The sequence below is a fragment of the Mesorhizobium sp. C399B genome (genome assembly GCF_030323185.1).
In the GTDB taxonomy this organism is placed as follows: domain Bacteria; phylum Pseudomonadota; class Alphaproteobacteria; order Rhizobiales; family Rhizobiaceae; genus Mesorhizobium.
In genome coordinates this window covers 2,195,481-2,212,048 of the sequence record NZ_CP100472.1, presented here as the reverse complement: position 1 = coordinate 2,212,048, position 16,568 = coordinate 2,195,481, and the positions used below count along the sequence as shown (strand labels likewise).

Sequence of the window (16,568 nt, the reverse complement as noted above, 5' to 3'; positions counted from 1 at the left end):
GAGGCCGAGGAAGGTAGATACGCTGGGGAAGGGAGGGGGCGTTTCCTCCCCCTCATTGCCGGCTCGTGGGCCGGCTCGCGGCCGGGCCTTCATGCGTTTTGGGTAGAACCAGGACATGACAAGCCTCAGAATGTCTGGCCGTTGATGGCAGCCAGGTGCTCGACGATCGGTCCGATCGCCAGTGCCGGGAAGAAGGTCAGGCCGACGACGATCAGGATGACGCCGACGAGCAGGCCGACGAACAGCGGGCCGTCGGTCGGGAAGGTGCCGGCGGAAGCCGGAACCGTCTTCTTCGTCGCTAGCGAGCCGGCAATGGCAAGCGCTGGAATGATGACGAAGAAGCGACCCACCCACATGGAGATGCCGAGCGTGATGTTGTACCAGGGCGTGTTGCCGGAAAGGCCGCCAAAGGCCGAGCCGTTGTTGGCCGCCGCCGAAGTGTAGGCATAAAGAACCTCGGAGAAGCCATGCGGACCGCCATTGGCCATCGAGGCGACGGCGCTTGGCAGCACGACCGCTATTGCCGTGAAGACCAGCATGACCAACGGCAGAGCGAGGATGGCGAGCATTGCCATCTTGACCTCCTTGGCCTCGATCTTCTTGCCGAGATATTCGGGCGTGCGGCCAACCATCAGGCCGGCGACGAACACGGTGATGACGATGAACATGACGATGCCGTAGAAGCCGGCGCCGACGCCGCCGACGATGACTTCGCCGAGCTGCATGTTGAGCATCGGGACCAGGCCGCCAAGTGCTGTGAACGAGTCATGCATGGCGTTCACCGCACCGCAGCTCGCAGCCGTGGTGATGACGGCGAATAGTGCCGAAGCGGCAATGCCGAAGCGGCTCTCCTTGCCTTCCATGTTGGCGCCGTCGACGCCCAACGCATGGACCAGCGGATTGCCCGCGGCTTCCGCCCAGTAGCAGATAACGACGCCAGCGATGAACAGCACACCCATCGTGGCCAGGATCGCCCAGCCCTGGCGCTGGTTGCCGACCATGCGGCCGAAGACGTTGGTGAGTGCAGCACCCAGCGCGAAGATCGTCACCATCTGGATCATGTTGGAGATGGCGTCGGGGTTTTCGAAAGGATGCGCGGCATTGGCGTTGAAGAAGCCGCCGCCATTGGTGCCGAGCATCTTGATGGCGACCTGCGAGGCGACCGGCCCAAGGGCGAGCGTCTGCTTGGCGCCCTCCAGCGTGGTGGCGTCGACATAAGGCCCGAGCGTCTGCGGCATGCCGAGCCAGACATAGACAAGGGTGAGCACGATGCTGAGCGGCAGCAGGATGTAGAGCGTGCAGCGGGTCATATCGACCCAGAAATTGCCGATCGATTTGGCCGAGGCGCGGGCGAAGCCGCGGATCAGCGCCACCGCAATGGCAATGCCGACGGCGGCGGACATGAAGTTCTGAACAGTCAGGCCGGCCATCTGCACGAGGTAGGACAACGTGCTTTCGCCGCCGTAATTCTGCCAGTTGGTGTTGGTGACGAAGCTGACGGCAGTGTTGAAGGCGAGATTGGGTTCGACCGATGCCATCCCGGCCGGATTGTAAGGCAGGACGCCCTGCAGGCGTTGCAGAAAGTACAGCACCAGGAAGCTGGCAAGGCTGAAGAAGATGATTCCTGCCGCGTAGGTCGTCCAGTGCTGCTCCTCGCGCTCGCTGGTTCCCGAAATGCGGTAGAGGCCGCGCTCAACGGGCCCGAGTATGGGCGAGAGAAAGGTGCGATCGCCATTGAAGACGCGGTACATGTAGCCGCCGAGCGGCTTCACCAGCAAAACGACGATCCCGCAATAAACCAGGATCTGTATCCATCCGTTGAGTGTCATGGGTTTCCGTGCCTTGCTTCAGAAGCGTTCTGGGCGAACGAGGGCGTATGTCAGGTAGACGAGCAGGAACAAGGTCACGCCGCCACCGAGGATGTAATCGACAAGCATGGTGCGATCCTTCCGCTTAAAGAGCGTCGCAAGCTTTGATGTAGGCGAGGGAAAGACCGAAGAACAAAACCTCGATCCCGATGACGACGATGTCCATTTGTGTTGGTCCTTGCTTCTGCTTGTATTTGGCGCCAGCGACTGGCGAGCCAGAAATTCCATGAGAACGGCCCGCCGTAACTCTGGGGTCACGGCGTCCGCAGCGTTTTGCTCGAGATGGAATATGGACCCGATCGCCATAAAGGTTCGAGACGGGGCCGGGAGGAAAGATATAAAATTCCTATAAAGATTTCCGGGAGATGGCTCCGTTCCGGGCCGCTAGAAACCGACGCCATGATATCGCGACCCCTCTTGCGGCGGCTCCGTCTTTCGAAACAATGGGAACGCAAAACGAGGGAAAAACAGATGCTCGACATGGCACCATCGAAACAGGCGGCGACATGGCTTTGCGCGCTTGCACGGGCGCTGGAAGCTGATGACGCCGAGGCGGCCGCCAACCTGTTCGTCGAGGATTGCTACTGGCGCGATCTGCTGGCTTTCACCTGGAACATCACCACGATGGAAGGCCGCGATGAGATCCGCGACATGCTGCAAGCGACGCTGGCGGAAGCGAAGCCCTCACACTGGACGCTGTCCGGCGAGGCGACCTCGGATGAGGGCACCGTCGAGGCCTGGTTCACGTTCGAAACGGCGGTCGCGCGGGGCGAAGGGATTGTGCGCCTTACGGACGGCCGCTGCCGGACCTTGTTCACGGCGGTGCGTGAGCTCAAGGGGTTCGAGGAACAAAAGGGACCGGCGCGGCCGCTTGGTATCCGTCACAAGGCCGATCCGAAGCGCGAAACCTGGGCGGAGGCGCGGGCGCGCGAGACGCGCGACCTCGGCGCCACCGAGCAGCCCTATTGCCTGGTGATCGGCGGCGGGCAGGGCGGCATCATGCTCGGCGCGCGGCTGAGGCAGCTCGGTGTGCCCACCATCATCATCGAGAAAAATGCGCGCCCCGGCGATTCCTGGCGCAACCGTTATCGCTCGCTCGTGCTGCACGATCCGGTCTGGTACGACCATCTGCCCTACATTCCGTTCCCGGAGAACTGGCCGGTGTTCACGCCCAAGGACAAGATGGGCGACTGGCTGGAGATGTACACCAGGGTGATGGAGCTCAACTACTGGGTCGCCACCAAATGCCTCAGCGCCAGCTATGACGAGGCCGAGAAGGTGTGGACTGTGGTGGTCGACCGCGTCGGCCGGCAGATCACGCTGAAGCCGAAGCACATTGTCTTTGCCACCGGCGCCTATGGCCCGCCACGCCAGATCGCGCTGCCCGGCGCCGAGACCTTCAAGGGCGAACTCCTGCATTCCAGCCAGTATGCAAGCGGCGAGAAATTCCGCGGCAGACGTGTCGCTGTCATCGGCGCGGCAAGCTCGGGGCACGATGTCAGCGTCGACCTCTGGGAGAGCGGCGCAGACGTCACCATGATCCAGCGGTCGCCGACGACAGTGGTGAAATCCGACACTCTGATGGAAGTCGGCTTCGAGATCTTCTCGGAAAAGGCTTTGGCGCGCGGCATCAGCACCGACAAGGCCGACCTGATCGTCGCGTCCACGCCGTTCGCGCTTGTACCCAAGGGCCAGCGGGATCTTTACGAGGTGATCAAGGCACGCGACGCAGACTTCTACGACCAGCTACGCGCCGCCGGCTTCGCCATCGATTTCGGGGAGGACGAGACCGGGCTGTTGATGAAGGCCTACCGCACCGGCTCCGGCTACTACATCGATGTCGGCGCCTGCGAACTGATCATCAATGGCGAGATCAAAGTGAAGAGCGGCGTCGGCATCAGTTCATTGACGCCGACCGGCATCCTGTTCGACGACCGCAGCGAGCTGGCCGTCGATGCGATCGTCGCCTGTACCGGCTACCAGTCGATGAACGAGACCGTGGCGGCCATCGTCTCGCGCGAGGTCGCCGACAAGGTCGGGCCATGCTGGGGCCTCGGCTCCGGCGTCAAGGGCGATCCCGGTCCTTGGCAAGGCGAGCTGCGCAACATGTGGAAGCCGACGGCGCAGGACGCGCTGTGGTTCCACGGCGGCAATCTGGCGCTGTCGCGGTTTTACTCGAAATATGTGGCGCTGCAGATCAAGGCGCGGATGGAAGGGATTGCGACGCCGGTGTTTGGGGCGGTGAGTAACGCAGGGCGCTAGCGATCTCCTCCCCCCTCGAGGGGGAGATGTCGCCGAAGGCGACAGAGGGGGTCGCCGCGCGTGGAGCGCTGACCTCCAGCTGCCGCGAGGAGCTTGCGTCCGGTCGAACCGACCCCCTCTGGCCTGCCGGCCATCTCCCCCTCAAGGAGGGAGATTATCCACGCCCGAAATGCCGTGCCGCGACCTCGACATGCGTATGTGCCGCATGCGGCTCGAAGCGCTCGGTCTCGTTGTGGTCGGGCGCCTCGTTCGGCCACCAGACACCGCCGATAACAATGCCTTCTGAGACCAGCCGCTGATCCGCGATCAGCGCCGCACCGACCGCATCGACGAAGGTAAAGCGCCCGGGGCGCAGTCTCAGCACCGCGACATCGCCGACACCGCCAACTTTCAGCGTCCCAAGCTCCGGCCTGGCGATCGCCTCGGCTGGCCTTTGCGTGGCGGCGCGCAGCACCTCGACCAGCGGCATGCCCAGCGCCATCAGCTTCGACATGCAGACCAGTATGTCGAAGGCCGGACCGTCGACGCAGTAGAGATGCACGTCGCTGGAGATGACGTCGGGCGCGAGGCCCTCGGCCAGCATCGCTTTCGCCACGGCGAAGTCGAACGATCCCATGCCGTGGCCGATGTCGAAGATGACACCGCGTTCGCGGGCCAGCCGCATGTCCGGCCGCACCGCGCCGGAAGCGAACACCGGCGCGTTGGGGAACGGGCGAAAACAGTGCGTGAGGATGTCACCCTTGCGCAGGCGCGGCAGCACCTCGGAACGGCCGGGCGGCGGCTCGTCTATATGCGCCATCAGCGGCAGGCCGGCCCGGTCGGCGGCTTCCAGCGCGAGGTCCACCGGCGCGATGCCGCTGGTGCCGCCGGCATGCTTGCCGGAGCGCACTTTTACGCCGACGACGACACCGGCGTGCTCGCGCACCGCGGCCACCGTCTCGCGTGGCTCGCAGAGCCTGAGATCGCTGCATTCGCCGACAGAGACGCTTTGCGAGAAGCCGAATATGCCGGCAAAGGAGATGTTGACATAGGCCAGGATGCGCACCTTCGAGCGCTCGATGACATGGCGGCGAAAGCCCAGAAAATTGCCGGCGCCGGCGCTGCCGGCATCGATGAAGGTCGTGGTGCCGCTCTTGGCCGCCAGCCGGTCGGCGTCGACGCCCAGCGAGGTGCCGCCCCAATAGACATGGCTATGCAAATCGATGAGGCCGGGCGTGACGATGCAATCACGAGCGTCGACTATCTCGGTGGCGTGCTCGGCATCGATCGCCGCCTCGATGGCCACGATGCGTCCGCCCGCAACGGCGACATCGCGCGGCGCGTCCAGGCCCGAGGCCGGATCGATCAGGCGGCCGCCCTTGATCAGGAGATCGAACTGCATCGGCGCCTGCCTCTCTTCGTTTTGGGGCATGATCTCTGGACAAAACGGTTTCCGTTTGTCCGAGAAAACCCCGTCTCCACTTTTCGGGATCATGCCCCGGCTGGTCAAACCGGCCGGTAGGCGACGGCTTCGACCTCGATCTTGATGTCGATCATCAGCCGCGATTCGACCGTGGTGCGGGCCGGCGGATTCTTCGGGAAGTGCTTGGCGTAGACGGCATTGAAGGCGCCGAAGTCGCGCGCGTCCTCGAGCCAGACCGTGGTCTTGACGACATCGTCCATGGTGCAACGGGCCAGCGCGAGTGCCGCCTTCACATTCTGCAGCACCTGCTCGGTCTGCTCGGTGATGCCGCCCTTGACCACGATGCGGTCGCCGTCGACCGGCACCTGACCTGAGATGTAGACGAAATCCCCGGCGCGCACGGCCGGCGACAGCGGCACGTGGGATGTTCCAAAACACTCTTTGGGCAAGGGAAACTCCTGTTCAGAATGGCGGGCCGCGCCCCGTTTTCGCCGACCGCTCTACGCCTGTCCCGGTGATCCTCATAGGGGGCTTTTTGGAAAGCAACATTTTTCCAAACGCGTGTTGCTTTATCGCAGGCTCGCCAGCATCTTGCGCGTCGCATTTTCCCGACAGGAGATTTCAATGACCTTCGACAAGAACCCGTTTCCAGAGGGCGATGCCGATCGTCACGCGCTCTGGGAAATGCTGGTGCGGCGCGACATCGACGCCTTTATCGGTCAGGACTGGTCGATGGTCGAGGATAATTTCCTCGCCGACAGCTTCTTCGGCATGCATGCGCATTTCCTCAGCGATGCCGACGCCTGGCGTCTGCAATTCCCGAGCCTTGCCGTCTATCGCGACGAATGGCTGCGCCAGGCCAAGGAGACGGCGGCGACCGAATTCGCCGAGCCGCTGCGCGAGGCGCTGTTTCGCGTCACCAACATGCGCGACATCGACGTCGATGGCGACCGCGCCGTGCTGCACAAGAAGTTCAACGGCTCGGTGGCCAAGGCCGATGGCAGCGTCGACAAGCTGAAATGGCAGACGCTGTATTTTTGCAGGAAGGTGGCGGGCCACTGGAAGATCGGCGGCTTCGTCGGCTACATGCCACATCCCTTGGGGATCTGAGTCTTGCCGCTTATGCTACTGCCGGCCTTCGCGCACGAAGACGTGCGCCTCCCGGGCTGCAGTTGTAAAAGCTCGCCAACCGAACTCACTCGAGCTCAAGCGAGTTGAACGGGACAGGTTCGTCCCACAGGGCTAGCGGGAGCGGTGGTCGAACACGACCCCCATGGTCTTACCAATTGCCGCCATGACGACGAGCTCGACGAGATCGTCGTCGCTGTCGACACAGGTTGGATCCATGCGGCGGATAGCGTCGAGCGCCGCCCTGGTCGAGACGGTATCGCCGGCGCGGAATCTGGAAAGCGCAGAGGAAACAAGGTTCTGGGTTGTCACGTCGATGACAGGTACGCTCTGCACTACGTTCATGGCTTCCTCCTGCCAAGAACCCTCTCCCGAAGGAAATAATACGCCGAACGACGGCGTGTGCCAGCGGAATCGTGGTCCGACCAGATTGCCGAGATGGCACGTTTGCGTGTTTGATAGGATCGAGCCCACAGCATCCAGGACCGGACATGAAACTGCACTTCAGCCGCAATCCCAATCCGCGCCTCGCGGTTGCAACGGCACGTCATCTGCAGGCCAAGGTCGAGTTTGAGTTTGCGGCACCCATGGCGCCCGGGCAGGCTGAGCGGTTTCGTCAGCTCAATCCCAATCTTACCCTGCCGATATTGGCATGGCCGGGCGGCAGCCTGTGGGAAGCCGACGCCATAGCCTGCCTTCTGTCGCGCGAAGCGGGTTCGGATTTCTGGCGCGGCGGCGGCGACCAACCCGACATGATCCGCTGGCTGAGCTGGGGCAAGGAAAATTTCGTCCGGGCCTGCGACACCGTGCATTTCGAGCGCGGAACCAAGCAGCGCTACGGGATTGGGCCCGTCGACCAGGGCAAGGTCGAGGAGGGGCTGGCGGAGTTCCGCATCGCGGCAGCGATTCTCGAGGCGGAGCTCGCCAAGCGGCCATGGCTTGTGGGCAAGTCGCTTTCCTATGCCGATTTCCGCATGGCCACGTTTTTGCCGTTCAACGATGCAGCCGGCCTGCCGCTGGCGGACTATCCCTCTGTTCTGGGTTGGTATCGCCGGCTCGAAGCCATCGATGCTTGGCGCGATCCCTTCGACGGGCTGGAAGCGCCGCTTCTGCCGCCGGTCAACTCCGCTTGATGTGCCTTCCCTTTGGGCAGATGGGCTGATGTGTGGCGCTTTGGCAGCATAGGTGTGGAACAGCGGGCGAGTTGCCATGGCGCGCTCGACGGCTCGCGGCCGGGTTGATAAGCCCTGTCCGCAAGGAGAGTCGTGACATGACCGTAGCCATCGAGATGGGACAGACGACGGCGGGTGCGCCGGCGGCGCTCGACCTTGAGGAGCTGCTGGCGACCCGGCTTCTGGTGCAAGGCAATTCCGGCTCCGGCAAATCGCACCTTTTGCGCCGGCTCCTGGAGCAGAGCGCGCCCTGGGTGCAGCAGACCATCATCGACCCGGAAGGCGATTTCGTCTCGCTGGGCGACCATTACGGCCATCTGGTCATCGATGCCGAGGAGCATACGGAGCGTGGCCTGCAGGCAGCCGGCGAGCGGGCGCGCATCCATCGCGTCTCCACCGTGCTCAATCTCGAAGGGCTCGATGCCGAGAACCAGATGCGCCGCGCCGCTGCCTTTCTCGGCGGGTTGTTCGAGGTTGCCCGCGAGCATTGGTATCCGATGCTGGTGGTGGTCGACGAAGCGCAGCTGTTCGCGCCCGCCGTGGCAGGCGAAGTGTCCGACGAGGCGCGAAAGCTCTCGCTCGGCGCCATGACCAATTTGATGTGCCGCGGCCGCAAGCGCGGCCTTGCCGGCATCATCGCCACGCAGCGGCTGGCAAAGCTCGCCAAGAATGTCGCGGCGGAGGCGTCCAATTTCCTCATGGGCCGTACCTTCCTCGATATCGACATGGCGCGCGCCGCCGACCTTCTGGGCATGGAACGGCGTCAGGCCGAGGCGTTTCGAGACCTGGAGCGCGGGCACTTCATGGCGTTGGGCCCAGCGCTGTCGCGCCGTCCGCTGGGCGTGCGCATCGGCCAGACCGAGACCAGCCCGCGCAACGGTACGCCGCGGCTGATGGCAATGCCGGAAACAGCGCTCGAGGACGCACGGGCCATCATCCTGGCAGCGCCGCCGCCCGAGACGATGCGCGCGCCGCGCCGGATGGCGTCGCCGGAGCTGCTCGACCAGCTGATGGCGGCCAAATCGGCGGCGATGGAGATCCGCCCGGAACCTGCGGAACCGGCGGTAAGCGCCGAGGATATGGCCGAGCGGCGAGAGCGGGTGGACCGTGTCCTGCGCGCCATCCTGGCGCAGCCCGATGCGGGTTTCCGCGTCATCGGCGTGCTTTATCAGGAGTTCGTCGTCCGCTGCCGCATCGAAGGCCTCGCTTCGGTGGTGCCGGACCTCTCAGAATTCCGTCGCATGCTGACGCGTGCCCGCGCCGGGCTCGGCGCCGACATGGCAGGCGATGACGCCTGGCAGGACGTTTCCGTGCGCGCCTCGCTGCTGCCCGAGGACATGCAGGGCGTGTTCATGATGATCGCCCGCGCCGCCAAGGCGGGTTGGCCGTGCCCGAGCGACGCGGCGATCGCGCGCGCCTACGGCTCGCATTCGCTGCGGCGCGCCCGGCGGCTGCTCACCTATATCGAGGAGCAGGGCCTCATCGTCTGCCAGCTCGACGGCACCGGCCGCCGCACGGTGACGCTGGTCGAGCTCGCCTGGGCGACGGCGCCGGGCGACCCCAATGCCGCGGAGGCGGAACAGGGCAGCCTGGCGCTGTGAAAGGCGAACAGGCAGCTACCTGACTTGCTTGCGCGGTTCTGAACAAGATGTGTTTCGCCGATCGGCGCGCGACGATTTATGATGGGTTTCCGAGAATCGCAGAACGGTTCGGGCGGGAGGGTTGTCCGGTGCGGTTGAAATCTCTGGCTGTCTTTGTCTTTGGCCTCCTCGCCGTCGCCGGCATCGCCTTGACGATGTCTGCCCGGTCTTTTGCCGCGTCCTCCGATATACCGGCCTGGCTGCAGGCCCATGTCGGCAATGACGACGGCGAGATTTCGCAAGTGGTGCTGGAGCGGGCGCGCGCGCTTTACCTGAAGAAGGTCGCGCAAGGCGCGGTCCACAATGGCTGCTATTTCGCCATGGATGCGACGCGCCCCGGCGATCTCGGCAATGGCGTGCTAGGGCGGCGCTACTACGTCATTTGCGAGGCCAAGCAGTCGTTCAGGGCGATCTCGTCGGGCCATGGCGGCGGCCGCAATTTGAAAGGCGTGGTCGATTTCTCCAACGGCAAACGCTGCGCGAAAAACTTCGGCAATGCCCTGGACTCGTCCTTGACGACCGGTGGCGCCTATATGACCGGCGAGGCAAAGACCTCATTCAAGGGTTTTTACCGCATCGGCGCAAAAAAGGACCAGGCGCTGCTGCGCACCTTCATCCAGTTCGACGGTGAGGGGGAGACGGCGAATGCCAGGCAGCGGGTGATCGGTGGCCACGCGGCGCGGCTGTTGCGCGGCATGTGCCTGCGCAAGAACCCGAACAGCTCCTATGCCGACCATGACGGCTTCGTGCCATACGGCAAGCTGGTGGATTATGCCGGCGGCCGCAGCAATGGCTGCACCAGCTGGTCGCCGTCCGACGCCGACCAGATCATTTCGATGGTGAAGGGCAATCCGACGACGCTCTATATATACCCGGAATCGCGCGACATCACCGCCGTTGGTAAATCGGGCGCCTATTGGAATGCGTCCTGCCTGAAGGAGATCGGCAAGCCGAAATTCTGGCCGCGAAAGAGCCTTGAGCCGATCATCGCGCAATACGCCAAGGACAACCCGCCACCGCCGCCACAACCGTTGCCGATCTGCACCGGGCCGTGAGGGATGAGTCCTCGGCTCGGCATTGTCGGCGGCGCGGACTGGCTGGGCGGCGCCGCCGATCCGATGGGCTCTACTGATTGATCTCGGGTTCGACGAGCTTTGCCAGATTGCGCAGCGACTCCTGCCAGCCGAGATAGCAGGCTTCGGCCGGAATAACGTCCGGGATGCCGGCCTGCGTGATGTCGAGTTCCGTGCCGACCGACACTTTCTTCAGGAGCACGGTCACTTCGATCTGGCCGGGCAAATTGGGGTCGTCGAACCTGTCGGTGTAGCGCAGGCGCTCGCCGGAAACGAGTTCGAGATATTCGCCGCCGAAGGAATGGCTGCCGCCCGTCGTGAAGTTTCGGAACGACATCTTGAAGGCGCCACCGACTTTCGCGTCGAAGCTGTGTACCGTGCAAGTGAAGCCGTTCGGCGGAAGCCATTTCGCCAGCGCGTCGGCTTCTGTGAATGCGCGGTAGACCTTCTCCGGGCTGGTCGGCAGAACGCGGTGCAAACGTACGGTGCTTGGCATCTCTTCGGTATCCTTTGTGGTTTCGTTGTTCGATGCCCCAAGGACGGGTGAACCTCACCCGGTCCGACATAGCCTGTCAAATTTTCTTGAGCCCTTTGCCGGCTGCCATCTGCCCGCGACTTCGAGTCGCCGCCTCAGGCAGGCGGTCGTGTCGCGTCAAATTGCATGCTCATTGACAGGTTGCCTAACCTTTCGGCGCGGATCTGACAATTTATTAAAATTGTAAGTCTCTCCTACAAAGTTGTATTAGGATCAGCTTAACGCCTTCGGCATTATTTATTAAATGATGGGCGACGATCTTCTTCGTGTACTATAGGATGATTCCCTGGAACGATGGATCAATTTAAAAGTTGATCCGAAATGGTTGCTCGAAGGTTGTCGAACGATCAAGACAGCACGCACAAGGAGTGTCGGAATGACCACAGTCCTCAACGCCAAAGGCATTCCACTTCCCTATACCGGCGCTTCCACCCATTGGTTCTCGGCGACTGGAGGCGCGTCTTACCGCTACGGCACCTCGGGCAACGATTCCTTCTGGGGCGACACCAACGTCAAGGTCACCATGTATGGCGGCGCGGGCGACGACTATTACCATCTCTATTCGACGATCAACAAAGCGGTCGAAAACTACGGCGCGGGCGTCGACACGATCGATACCTGGATGAGCTACAAGCTGCCCGCCAATTTCGAGAACCTCGTCGTCACCGGCGACGGCCACTATGCCTTCGGCAATGCTCAGGACAACATCATAACGGGCGGCGCTGGCAGCCAGACGCTGGACGGCGGCAAGGGCAATGACGTGCTGATCGGCGGCGCCGGCGCCGACACCTTCATCATCACCAAGGGCAATGGCAGCGACCTTATCTCCGATTTCGGCGCGACCGACACGGTGCGCCTCAACGGCTATGCCTTCACCTCGTTCGAGGCCGTCCACGCCAATATGGTCCAGGTGGGATCGAACGTGCAGCTGAACCTCGGCTCGAGCGAGGTGCTGGTGTTCCACAACACCACGATCGACAAGTTTCAGCCCGGCCAGTTCGAGCTGCCGATCGACAAGACCGGCATGACGCTGTCCTTCAACGACGATTTCAACACGCTGAGCCTGTGGAACGGCCAGAGCGGCATCTGGGATTCCAATTTCTGGTGGGGGGCGCAGAACGGCAGCTCGCAGCCCCAGAACGGCGAGCTGCAATGGTATATCGACGCCAATTATGCGCCGACCAGCTCGGTCCATCCGTTCAGCGTCGCAAGCGGCGTGCTCACCATAACCGCGGCGCATGCGCCCGACGACATCAAGCCGCTGATCAACAATTACGAATACACTTCCGGCATACTGACGACGCACGACACCTTCTCGCAGACCTATGGCTATTTCGAAATGCGGGCCGATCTCCCGGAAAATGCCGGCGCGTGGCCGGCCTTCTGGCTTCTGCCCGAAGACGGTTCATGGCCCCCGGAACTCGACGTGATCGAAATGTATGGGCAGAACCCGAATGCGCTTCTCATGACCGCGCACACAAATGAGACGGGAACCCACACCACGGTCGGGTCGACGGTGAATGTCTCCAACACCGACGGCTATCACACCTATGGCCTGTTGTGGACGCCGGACAAGCTGGTCTGGACCTATGATGGCGTCCAGGTCGCGGAAGCGGCGACGCCGTCCGATATGAACAAGCCCATGTATATGCTGGTCGACCTTGCGGTCGGCGGTCAAGCCGGCGCGCCGCCCGACCATCTGGCGACGCCCGCGCAAATGAAGATCGACTATATCCACGCCTATACGCTGAACGATTTGCAGCAGAGCCATCTGAGCACGACAGCCGAGCACGCGGTCTAGATGTCACGGGACCGCGCGCCACTCAGGGATGCGGCCATCGGCCTGCGCCCGGTTTTCCTGCCCGGCATCGCCGATATCGGCATCTTTTCGTTGCTGATCAACATCCTGCTCCTGGTGATCCCGCTCTATCTGCTGCAGGTCTATGACCGGGTGTTGCCGTCCTCCAGCGTCGAGACGCTGCTTTATCTCTCGGCCATGGCGGTCCTCGCGCTCGCCTTCCTCGGCCTGCTGGACGCGGTCCGCGCCATCTACGCGCAACGTGTTGCGGCCACCGTCGACCTGAAACTGGGCGCGCGGACATTCGCCGCCTCGCTTGGCGCCAGACATGCCGGCAGCGGGCTGTCGCCGCTGAACGACCTTGCCACGACTTGCGCCTTCATCAGGTCGCGCGGCGTGGCGGTGTTGTTCGACCTGCCGTTTGCGCCCGTCTTCCTGGCCTTGCTCTATTTCATCCATCCCGTCCTGTTCTGGCTGACGCTCGCCGGCGCCGTGCTGCTGTTTCTCTTGGTCGTGGCCAACCAGCTTGCCATCGGCAGGAACGATGCCATGTCGGCGGAACGCTCGGCGGTGGCCAGCCAGGCGGAACAGGCCTTCGCCCGCAACACCGACACGCTGCGCGCCATGGGCATGGTGCAAAATGCCGCCGCGGTCTGGGGACAACACGTTGCTGAGGCGCTGACCCTGCATGACCGTTCCGGAAGCGCCAATGCGATCTTCAGCGCGACGTCGCGGGCGCTGCGCATGATGCTGCAACTGGCGATCCTCGGCGCCGGCGCGTGGCTGGTGCTACAAGGGCAGATGACCGCCGGCATGATCTTCGCTTCGTCGCTGGTGTCGTCGCGCGCGCTGCAGCCGCTCGACCAGCTGATCGGATCCTGGCGGCAGATCGTCGACGCCAAGCGATGCTGGAAGCGGCTGGACACCGCCCTTGCGGCGCAACCAGCGCAGGGGCGCAAGCTCGCACTGCCCGATCCATTGGGCGCGATTTCGGTGCAGGATCTGTTCTTCATCGCGCCGACTGCGGCTTTCGGCACGGAGCCCATCCTCAAGCGGTTGAATTTTGCCATCGGCGCCGGCGAAGCGGTGGCGATCGTCGGCCCGAGCGGGGCCGGCAAATCGACGCTGGCGAAATTGCTTGTGGGCGCGCTGCAGCCGACCGGCGGCGCGGTCAGGGTCGACGGCGCCGACCTGAGGAGCTGGGACGAAACCCAGCTTGGCAGGCATATCGGCTATCTCGCGCAGGAGGTGGAGCTTTTCCCGGGATCGATCGCGCAAAATGTCGCCCGCTTCGAACCCGACGCCGATGACGCCGCGATCGTCGAAGCGGCCAGGCGCGCCGAGGCGCATGAGCTGATTCTCACGCTGCGCGACGGCTATCAGACCATGATAGGCCCGTCGCATACCGTGCTGTCGGGCGGCGAGCGCCAGCGGATAGGGCTGGCGCGCGCCTTCTACGGCAAGCCACGCATGCTGGTGCTGGACGAGCCCAACGCCCATCTCGACGGCAGTGGGGAGGCGGCGCTCGAAGGGATGCTTTCGGCCGCGCGAAGTGTAAGCGTCACGACCGTCGTCATCACGCATCGCCCTTCGATCGCCGCGGCCTGCGACCGCGTCATGGTCCTGCGCAACGGCATGGTCGAAGCTTTCGGCCCTGCGAGCGAGGTGCTGAGGCAACCGGCGGCCGGCAAGGCCGGGAGCGCGGTGGTGACAGGCTCGTTCGTGCCGACCGTGCGCCCGCACAGCGTCCGCTTCGGGTCATAGACGATGATGCAGCAGAGCCTCGCCTTCGAAGGTCGACCGCGCACCGACTTCCGCCGCATGGCCGTCGTCGGCTACGTGGCCATAGCGCTCTTCGTCGGCTGCTTCGGCTATTGGGCGGCGAACGCGCCGCTCTCCGGCGCGGTGATCACCTCCGGCACGATCTCGGCGACGGGCGGCAACATCCTCATCCAGCACCCCGAGGGCGGCATCATCGAGCAGTTGCTGGTGCATGAAGGCGACCGCGTGCAACAAGGCGAACCGCTGGTCCTGCTCGACCGCAGGGCGGCCGAGACCGACCTCAACCGGCTGACCAGACAGACGATCGCGCTCAGGGCAAGTGCCGCGCGACTTGAGGCCGAGCGCGACGGATCGGACAGGCTGGCGCCGATCGCCGAAGCAGCACCCGCGCCGTTCCAGCGCGATTTCGACAATCTGGTGCACGAACAGCAGAAGGAGTTCGAGGCCAGGCTCGCCCGGTTCCGCTCCGAGCAGTCGATCCTGGCGCAGCGCGTCGCCATGCATCGTGAGTCGGCGCTGGGACTGGAGGCGCAGAAACTCGCCATCCAGCAACAGGCCGAGATCGTGAAGAAGGAACTCGGCATCAAGACCGGCCTGCTCGACAAGGGTCTAACCAACCGCAGCGAATATTCGCAGCTTCTGCGCAGCGAGGCCGATCTGGTCGGCCAGGCCGGCGCGCTGGAGGCGGATATCGCAGCGACCAAGACGCAGATCGTCGAAGCCCAGGCGCAGGTCGAGCGCGCGACCACGCAGCGCGTCGAGGACGCGCTGACCAAGCTCGACGAGGTTCGCACCAGCCTGGCCGACATCGGCGAACAGATCACCGCAGCCGAGGCGGTGCTGGGGCGCACGACGATCAAGGCGCCGGCAGCCGGCATCGTGGTATCCTCGATCTACAACTCCAAAGGCAGCGTGATTGCGCCGGGGCAGAAGATCATGGAGATCCTGCCGACCGCGTCGGGCCTCATCGTCGACGCGAAGCTGCGGCCGAAAGACGTGGACCTGGTTCGCGTCGGCCAGCCGGCGAAGCTCAGGCTGTCCGCCCTGAACGCGCGCCTCACCCCTGAGGTCCCGGCTACGGTGACGCAAATTTCCGCCGACCGGCTGATCGATGAAACCACGCATGAGGCGTATTTCCGCGCCAGGCTGAAGATCACCGACACGCTGCCGCAGGGCGTGAAAGCCGAGCAGCTTTACCCGGGAACGCCGGTCGAGGCGTTTATCAGCACCGGCGACCGAACCTTCCTCGAATATCTGGCGCGGCCGATGCTGGACTCGTTCGCGCGGGCGTTCACGGAGCGATAGGCGCCAACTCGTCCTCCCAGTTGACGCCGCCGTAGAACACCCTGAGAATCACCACCTGGTCGCCTTCTACGGTGAAGGCCACAGTCAGGCGGCGCTCGAAGCCAACGATGCGAAGCCCCGGCCGCACATCATCCCTTAGGGTTCCGCGTTCCGAGGCATGGTCGAGACCCAGGCAAAATCGCTCGATCCGCTCGATGTAGCGAAGGGCGGTGAGGTTGCCGGATGCGTGAGCGACCGTATCGTATATCCATAACAGGTCCGTCTGGGCTTCCGGCAAAAGGACAACATGCCGGCGCTTCACACGTTCCCCTTGAGGCGAGCTGCGTGATGTGCGCGGATGCTGTCAAAAGACTTGTCGGCCGGGATGGCCTGGGAGGGGTCTGCCTTCCACCTATCATAGGTCGGCGCGACCTCCTCACGCAGCCAGCGCTCCACGGCGGCGTCGCGTTCCTGCAATGCGCGAAGACCGGCGCGGATCACTTCACTGCTGGTCGCGTATGTGCCGGACCGAACGAGCTGGTCGATGAAAGCAGCCTGCTCGGCCGGCAGGCTGAAGGTGCGTTTTTCGGTGGCGGACATGGATCCCTCCTATCAGGTTGGTAT

At 63.7% G+C, this 16,568-nt stretch carries 16 protein-coding genes; 8 read left to right on the top strand and 8 right to left on the bottom strand.

The window, feature by feature from the left end:
- Positions 1-125: 125 nt before the first annotated feature.
- The gene (gene kdpA, locus NLY36_RS10435; protein WP_023699137.1) at positions 126-1,829 is read right to left on the bottom strand and encodes a potassium-transporting ATPase subunit KdpA; all 1,704 of its coding nucleotides are present in this window, start codon (positions 1,827-1,829) and stop codon (positions 126-128) included.
- An 18-nt stretch (positions 1,830-1,847) separates the two neighbouring features.
- On the bottom strand, positions 1,848-1,937 hold the full coding sequence (locus NLY36_RS10430; RefSeq protein WP_023669708.1) for a K(+)-transporting ATPase subunit F: 90 nt from the start codon (positions 1,935-1,937) through the stop codon (positions 1,848-1,850).
- Between the two features lie 402 nt (positions 1,938-2,339).
- Between NLY36_RS10430 and NLY36_RS10425 the strand changes: the two genes are divergently transcribed.
- Positions 2,340-4,130: a flavin-containing monooxygenase gene (locus tag NLY36_RS10425; RefSeq protein ID WP_023735104.1), complete on the top strand. Its 1,791-nt coding sequence runs from the start codon at positions 2,340-2,342 to the stop codon at positions 4,128-4,130.
- A gap of 154 nt (positions 4,131-4,284) precedes the next feature.
- On the opposite strand, the gene NLY36_RS10420 is transcribed toward NLY36_RS10425, so the two are convergent.
- Together NLY36_RS10420 and NLY36_RS10415 are read right to left on the bottom strand one after the other, a co-directional pair.
- Positions 4,285-5,511 carry an amidohydrolase/deacetylase family metallohydrolase gene (locus NLY36_RS10420; protein ID WP_023735103.1) on the bottom strand — a complete coding sequence of 409 codons (1,227 nt, stop codon included), beginning with the start codon at positions 5,509-5,511 and terminating at the stop codon, positions 4,285-4,287.
- A gap of 104 nt (positions 5,512-5,615) precedes the next feature.
- The gene (locus NLY36_RS10415) at positions 5,616-5,981 is read right to left on the bottom strand and encodes a RidA family protein (RefSeq protein ID WP_023735102.1); all 366 of its coding nucleotides are present in this window, start codon (positions 5,979-5,981) and stop codon (positions 5,616-5,618) included.
- A 175-nt stretch (positions 5,982-6,156) separates the two neighbouring features.
- On the opposite strand from NLY36_RS10415, the gene NLY36_RS10410 reads away from it, so the two are divergent.
- Positions 6,157-6,642 carry a hypothetical protein gene (locus NLY36_RS10410; protein ID WP_023698654.1) on the top strand — a complete coding sequence of 162 codons (486 nt, stop codon included), beginning with the start codon at positions 6,157-6,159 and terminating at the stop codon, positions 6,640-6,642.
- A 132-nt stretch (positions 6,643-6,774) separates the two neighbouring features.
- On the opposite strand, the gene NLY36_RS10405 is transcribed toward NLY36_RS10410, so the two are convergent.
- Positions 6,775-7,005 (bottom strand): hypothetical protein, encoded by a 231-nt coding sequence (locus NLY36_RS10405; RefSeq protein WP_023698653.1) that lies wholly within the window; start codon positions 7,003-7,005, stop codon positions 6,775-6,777.
- Positions 7,006-7,151: 146 nt separating this feature from the next.
- Between NLY36_RS10405 and NLY36_RS10400 the strand changes: the two genes are divergently transcribed.
- The 3 genes from NLY36_RS10400 to NLY36_RS10390 all read left to right on the top strand — a co-directional run bounded on the left by NLY36_RS10400 (position 7,152) and on the right by NLY36_RS10390 (position 10,527).
- Positions 7,152-7,793, top strand: coding sequence for a glutathione S-transferase family protein (locus NLY36_RS10400; RefSeq protein WP_023698652.1), 642 nt, complete (start codon positions 7,152-7,154; stop codon positions 7,791-7,793).
- Between the two features lie 137 nt (positions 7,794-7,930).
- The gene (locus tag NLY36_RS10395; RefSeq protein ID WP_023735101.1) at positions 7,931-9,433 is read left to right on the top strand and encodes a helicase HerA domain-containing protein; all 1,503 of its coding nucleotides are present in this window, start codon (positions 7,931-7,933) and stop codon (positions 9,431-9,433) included.
- Positions 9,434-9,561: 128 nt separating this feature from the next.
- On the top strand, positions 9,562-10,527 hold the full coding sequence (locus tag NLY36_RS10390; protein ID WP_023726477.1) for a hypothetical protein: 966 nt from the start codon (positions 9,562-9,564) through the stop codon (positions 10,525-10,527).
- A 70-nt stretch (positions 10,528-10,597) separates the two neighbouring features.
- Here NLY36_RS10390 and NLY36_RS10385 read toward each other — a convergent pair whose 3' ends face one another.
- A complete protein-coding gene (locus tag NLY36_RS10385; protein WP_023735100.1) occupies positions 10,598-11,041 on the bottom strand; it encodes an SRPBCC family protein in 444 nt (147 codons plus the stop codon).
- Between the two features lie 415 nt (positions 11,042-11,456).
- Here NLY36_RS10385 and eglC point away from each other — a divergent pair, with 415 nt between their 5' ends.
- From eglC to NLY36_RS10370, 3 genes are read left to right on the top strand one after another with little or no spacing between them, the layout of a single operon-like run.
- Entirely contained in the window at positions 11,457-12,881 is a 1,425-nt protein-coding gene (eglC, locus tag NLY36_RS10380) for an endo-1,3-1,4-beta-glycanase EglC (RefSeq protein WP_023698648.1), read from the top strand.
- Positions 12,882-14,642, top strand: coding sequence for a type I secretion system permease/ATPase (locus NLY36_RS10375; protein WP_023698647.1), 1,761 nt, complete (start codon positions 12,882-12,884; stop codon positions 14,640-14,642). It abuts the gene before it with no gap.
- A gap of 3 nt (positions 14,643-14,645) precedes the next feature.
- Complete coding sequence (locus tag NLY36_RS10370) at positions 14,646-15,965, top strand: HlyD family type I secretion periplasmic adaptor subunit (RefSeq protein ID WP_023735099.1); 1,320 nt, start codon at positions 14,646-14,648, stop codon at positions 15,963-15,965.
- Here NLY36_RS10370 and NLY36_RS10365 read toward each other — a convergent pair.
- Positions 15,952-16,266 carry a type II toxin-antitoxin system RelE/ParE family toxin gene (locus tag NLY36_RS10365; RefSeq protein WP_023735098.1) on the bottom strand — a complete coding sequence of 105 codons (315 nt, stop codon included), beginning with the start codon at positions 16,264-16,266 and terminating at the stop codon, positions 15,952-15,954. The genes NLY36_RS10370 and NLY36_RS10365 overlap by 14 nt on opposite strands.
- The gene (locus NLY36_RS10360) at positions 16,263-16,544 is read right to left on the bottom strand and encodes a type II toxin-antitoxin system ParD family antitoxin (RefSeq protein WP_023669694.1); all 282 of its coding nucleotides are present in this window, start codon (positions 16,542-16,544) and stop codon (positions 16,263-16,265) included. The genes NLY36_RS10365 and NLY36_RS10360 overlap by 4 nt, the downstream gene beginning before the upstream one ends.
- Positions 16,545-16,568: the final 24 nt, after the last annotated feature.

Bases quoted from the DNA above. Each gene is read 5' to 3' on its own strand.
- kdpA (WP_023699137.1), bottom strand. From the start codon at position 1,829: ATGACACTCAACGGATGGATACAGATCCTGGTTTATTGCGGGATCGTC.
- NLY36_RS10430 (WP_023669708.1), bottom strand. From the start codon at position 1,937: ATGCTTGTCGATTACATCCTCGGTGGCGGCGTGACCTTGTTCCTGCTC.
- NLY36_RS10425 (WP_023735104.1), top strand. From the start codon at position 2,340: ATGCTCGACATGGCACCATCGAAACAGGCGGCGACATGGCTTTGCGCG.
- NLY36_RS10420 (WP_023735103.1), bottom strand. From the start codon at position 5,511: ATGCAGTTCGATCTCCTGATCAAGGGCGGCCGCCTGATCGATCCGGCC.
- NLY36_RS10410 (WP_023698654.1), top strand. From the start codon at position 6,157: ATGACCTTCGACAAGAACCCGTTTCCAGAGGGCGATGCCGATCGTCAC.
- NLY36_RS10405 (WP_023698653.1), bottom strand. From the start codon at position 7,005: ATGAACGTAGTGCAGAGCGTACCTGTCATCGACGTGACAACCCAGAAC.
- NLY36_RS10400 (WP_023698652.1), top strand. From the start codon at position 7,152: ATGAAACTGCACTTCAGCCGCAATCCCAATCCGCGCCTCGCGGTTGCA.
- NLY36_RS10395 (WP_023735101.1), top strand. From the start codon at position 7,931: ATGACCGTAGCCATCGAGATGGGACAGACGACGGCGGGTGCGCCGGCG.
- NLY36_RS10385 (WP_023735100.1), bottom strand. From the start codon at position 11,041: ATGCCAAGCACCGTACGTTTGCACCGCGTTCTGCCGACCAGCCCGGAG.
- eglC (WP_023698648.1), top strand. From the start codon at position 11,457: ATGACCACAGTCCTCAACGCCAAAGGCATTCCACTTCCCTATACCGGC.
- NLY36_RS10375 (WP_023698647.1), top strand. From the start codon at position 12,882: ATGTCACGGGACCGCGCGCCACTCAGGGATGCGGCCATCGGCCTGCGC.
- NLY36_RS10370 (WP_023735099.1), top strand. From the start codon at position 14,646: ATGATGCAGCAGAGCCTCGCCTTCGAAGGTCGACCGCGCACCGACTTC.
- NLY36_RS10360 (WP_023669694.1), bottom strand. From the start codon at position 16,544: ATGTCCGCCACCGAAAAACGCACCTTCAGCCTGCCGGCCGAGCAGGCT.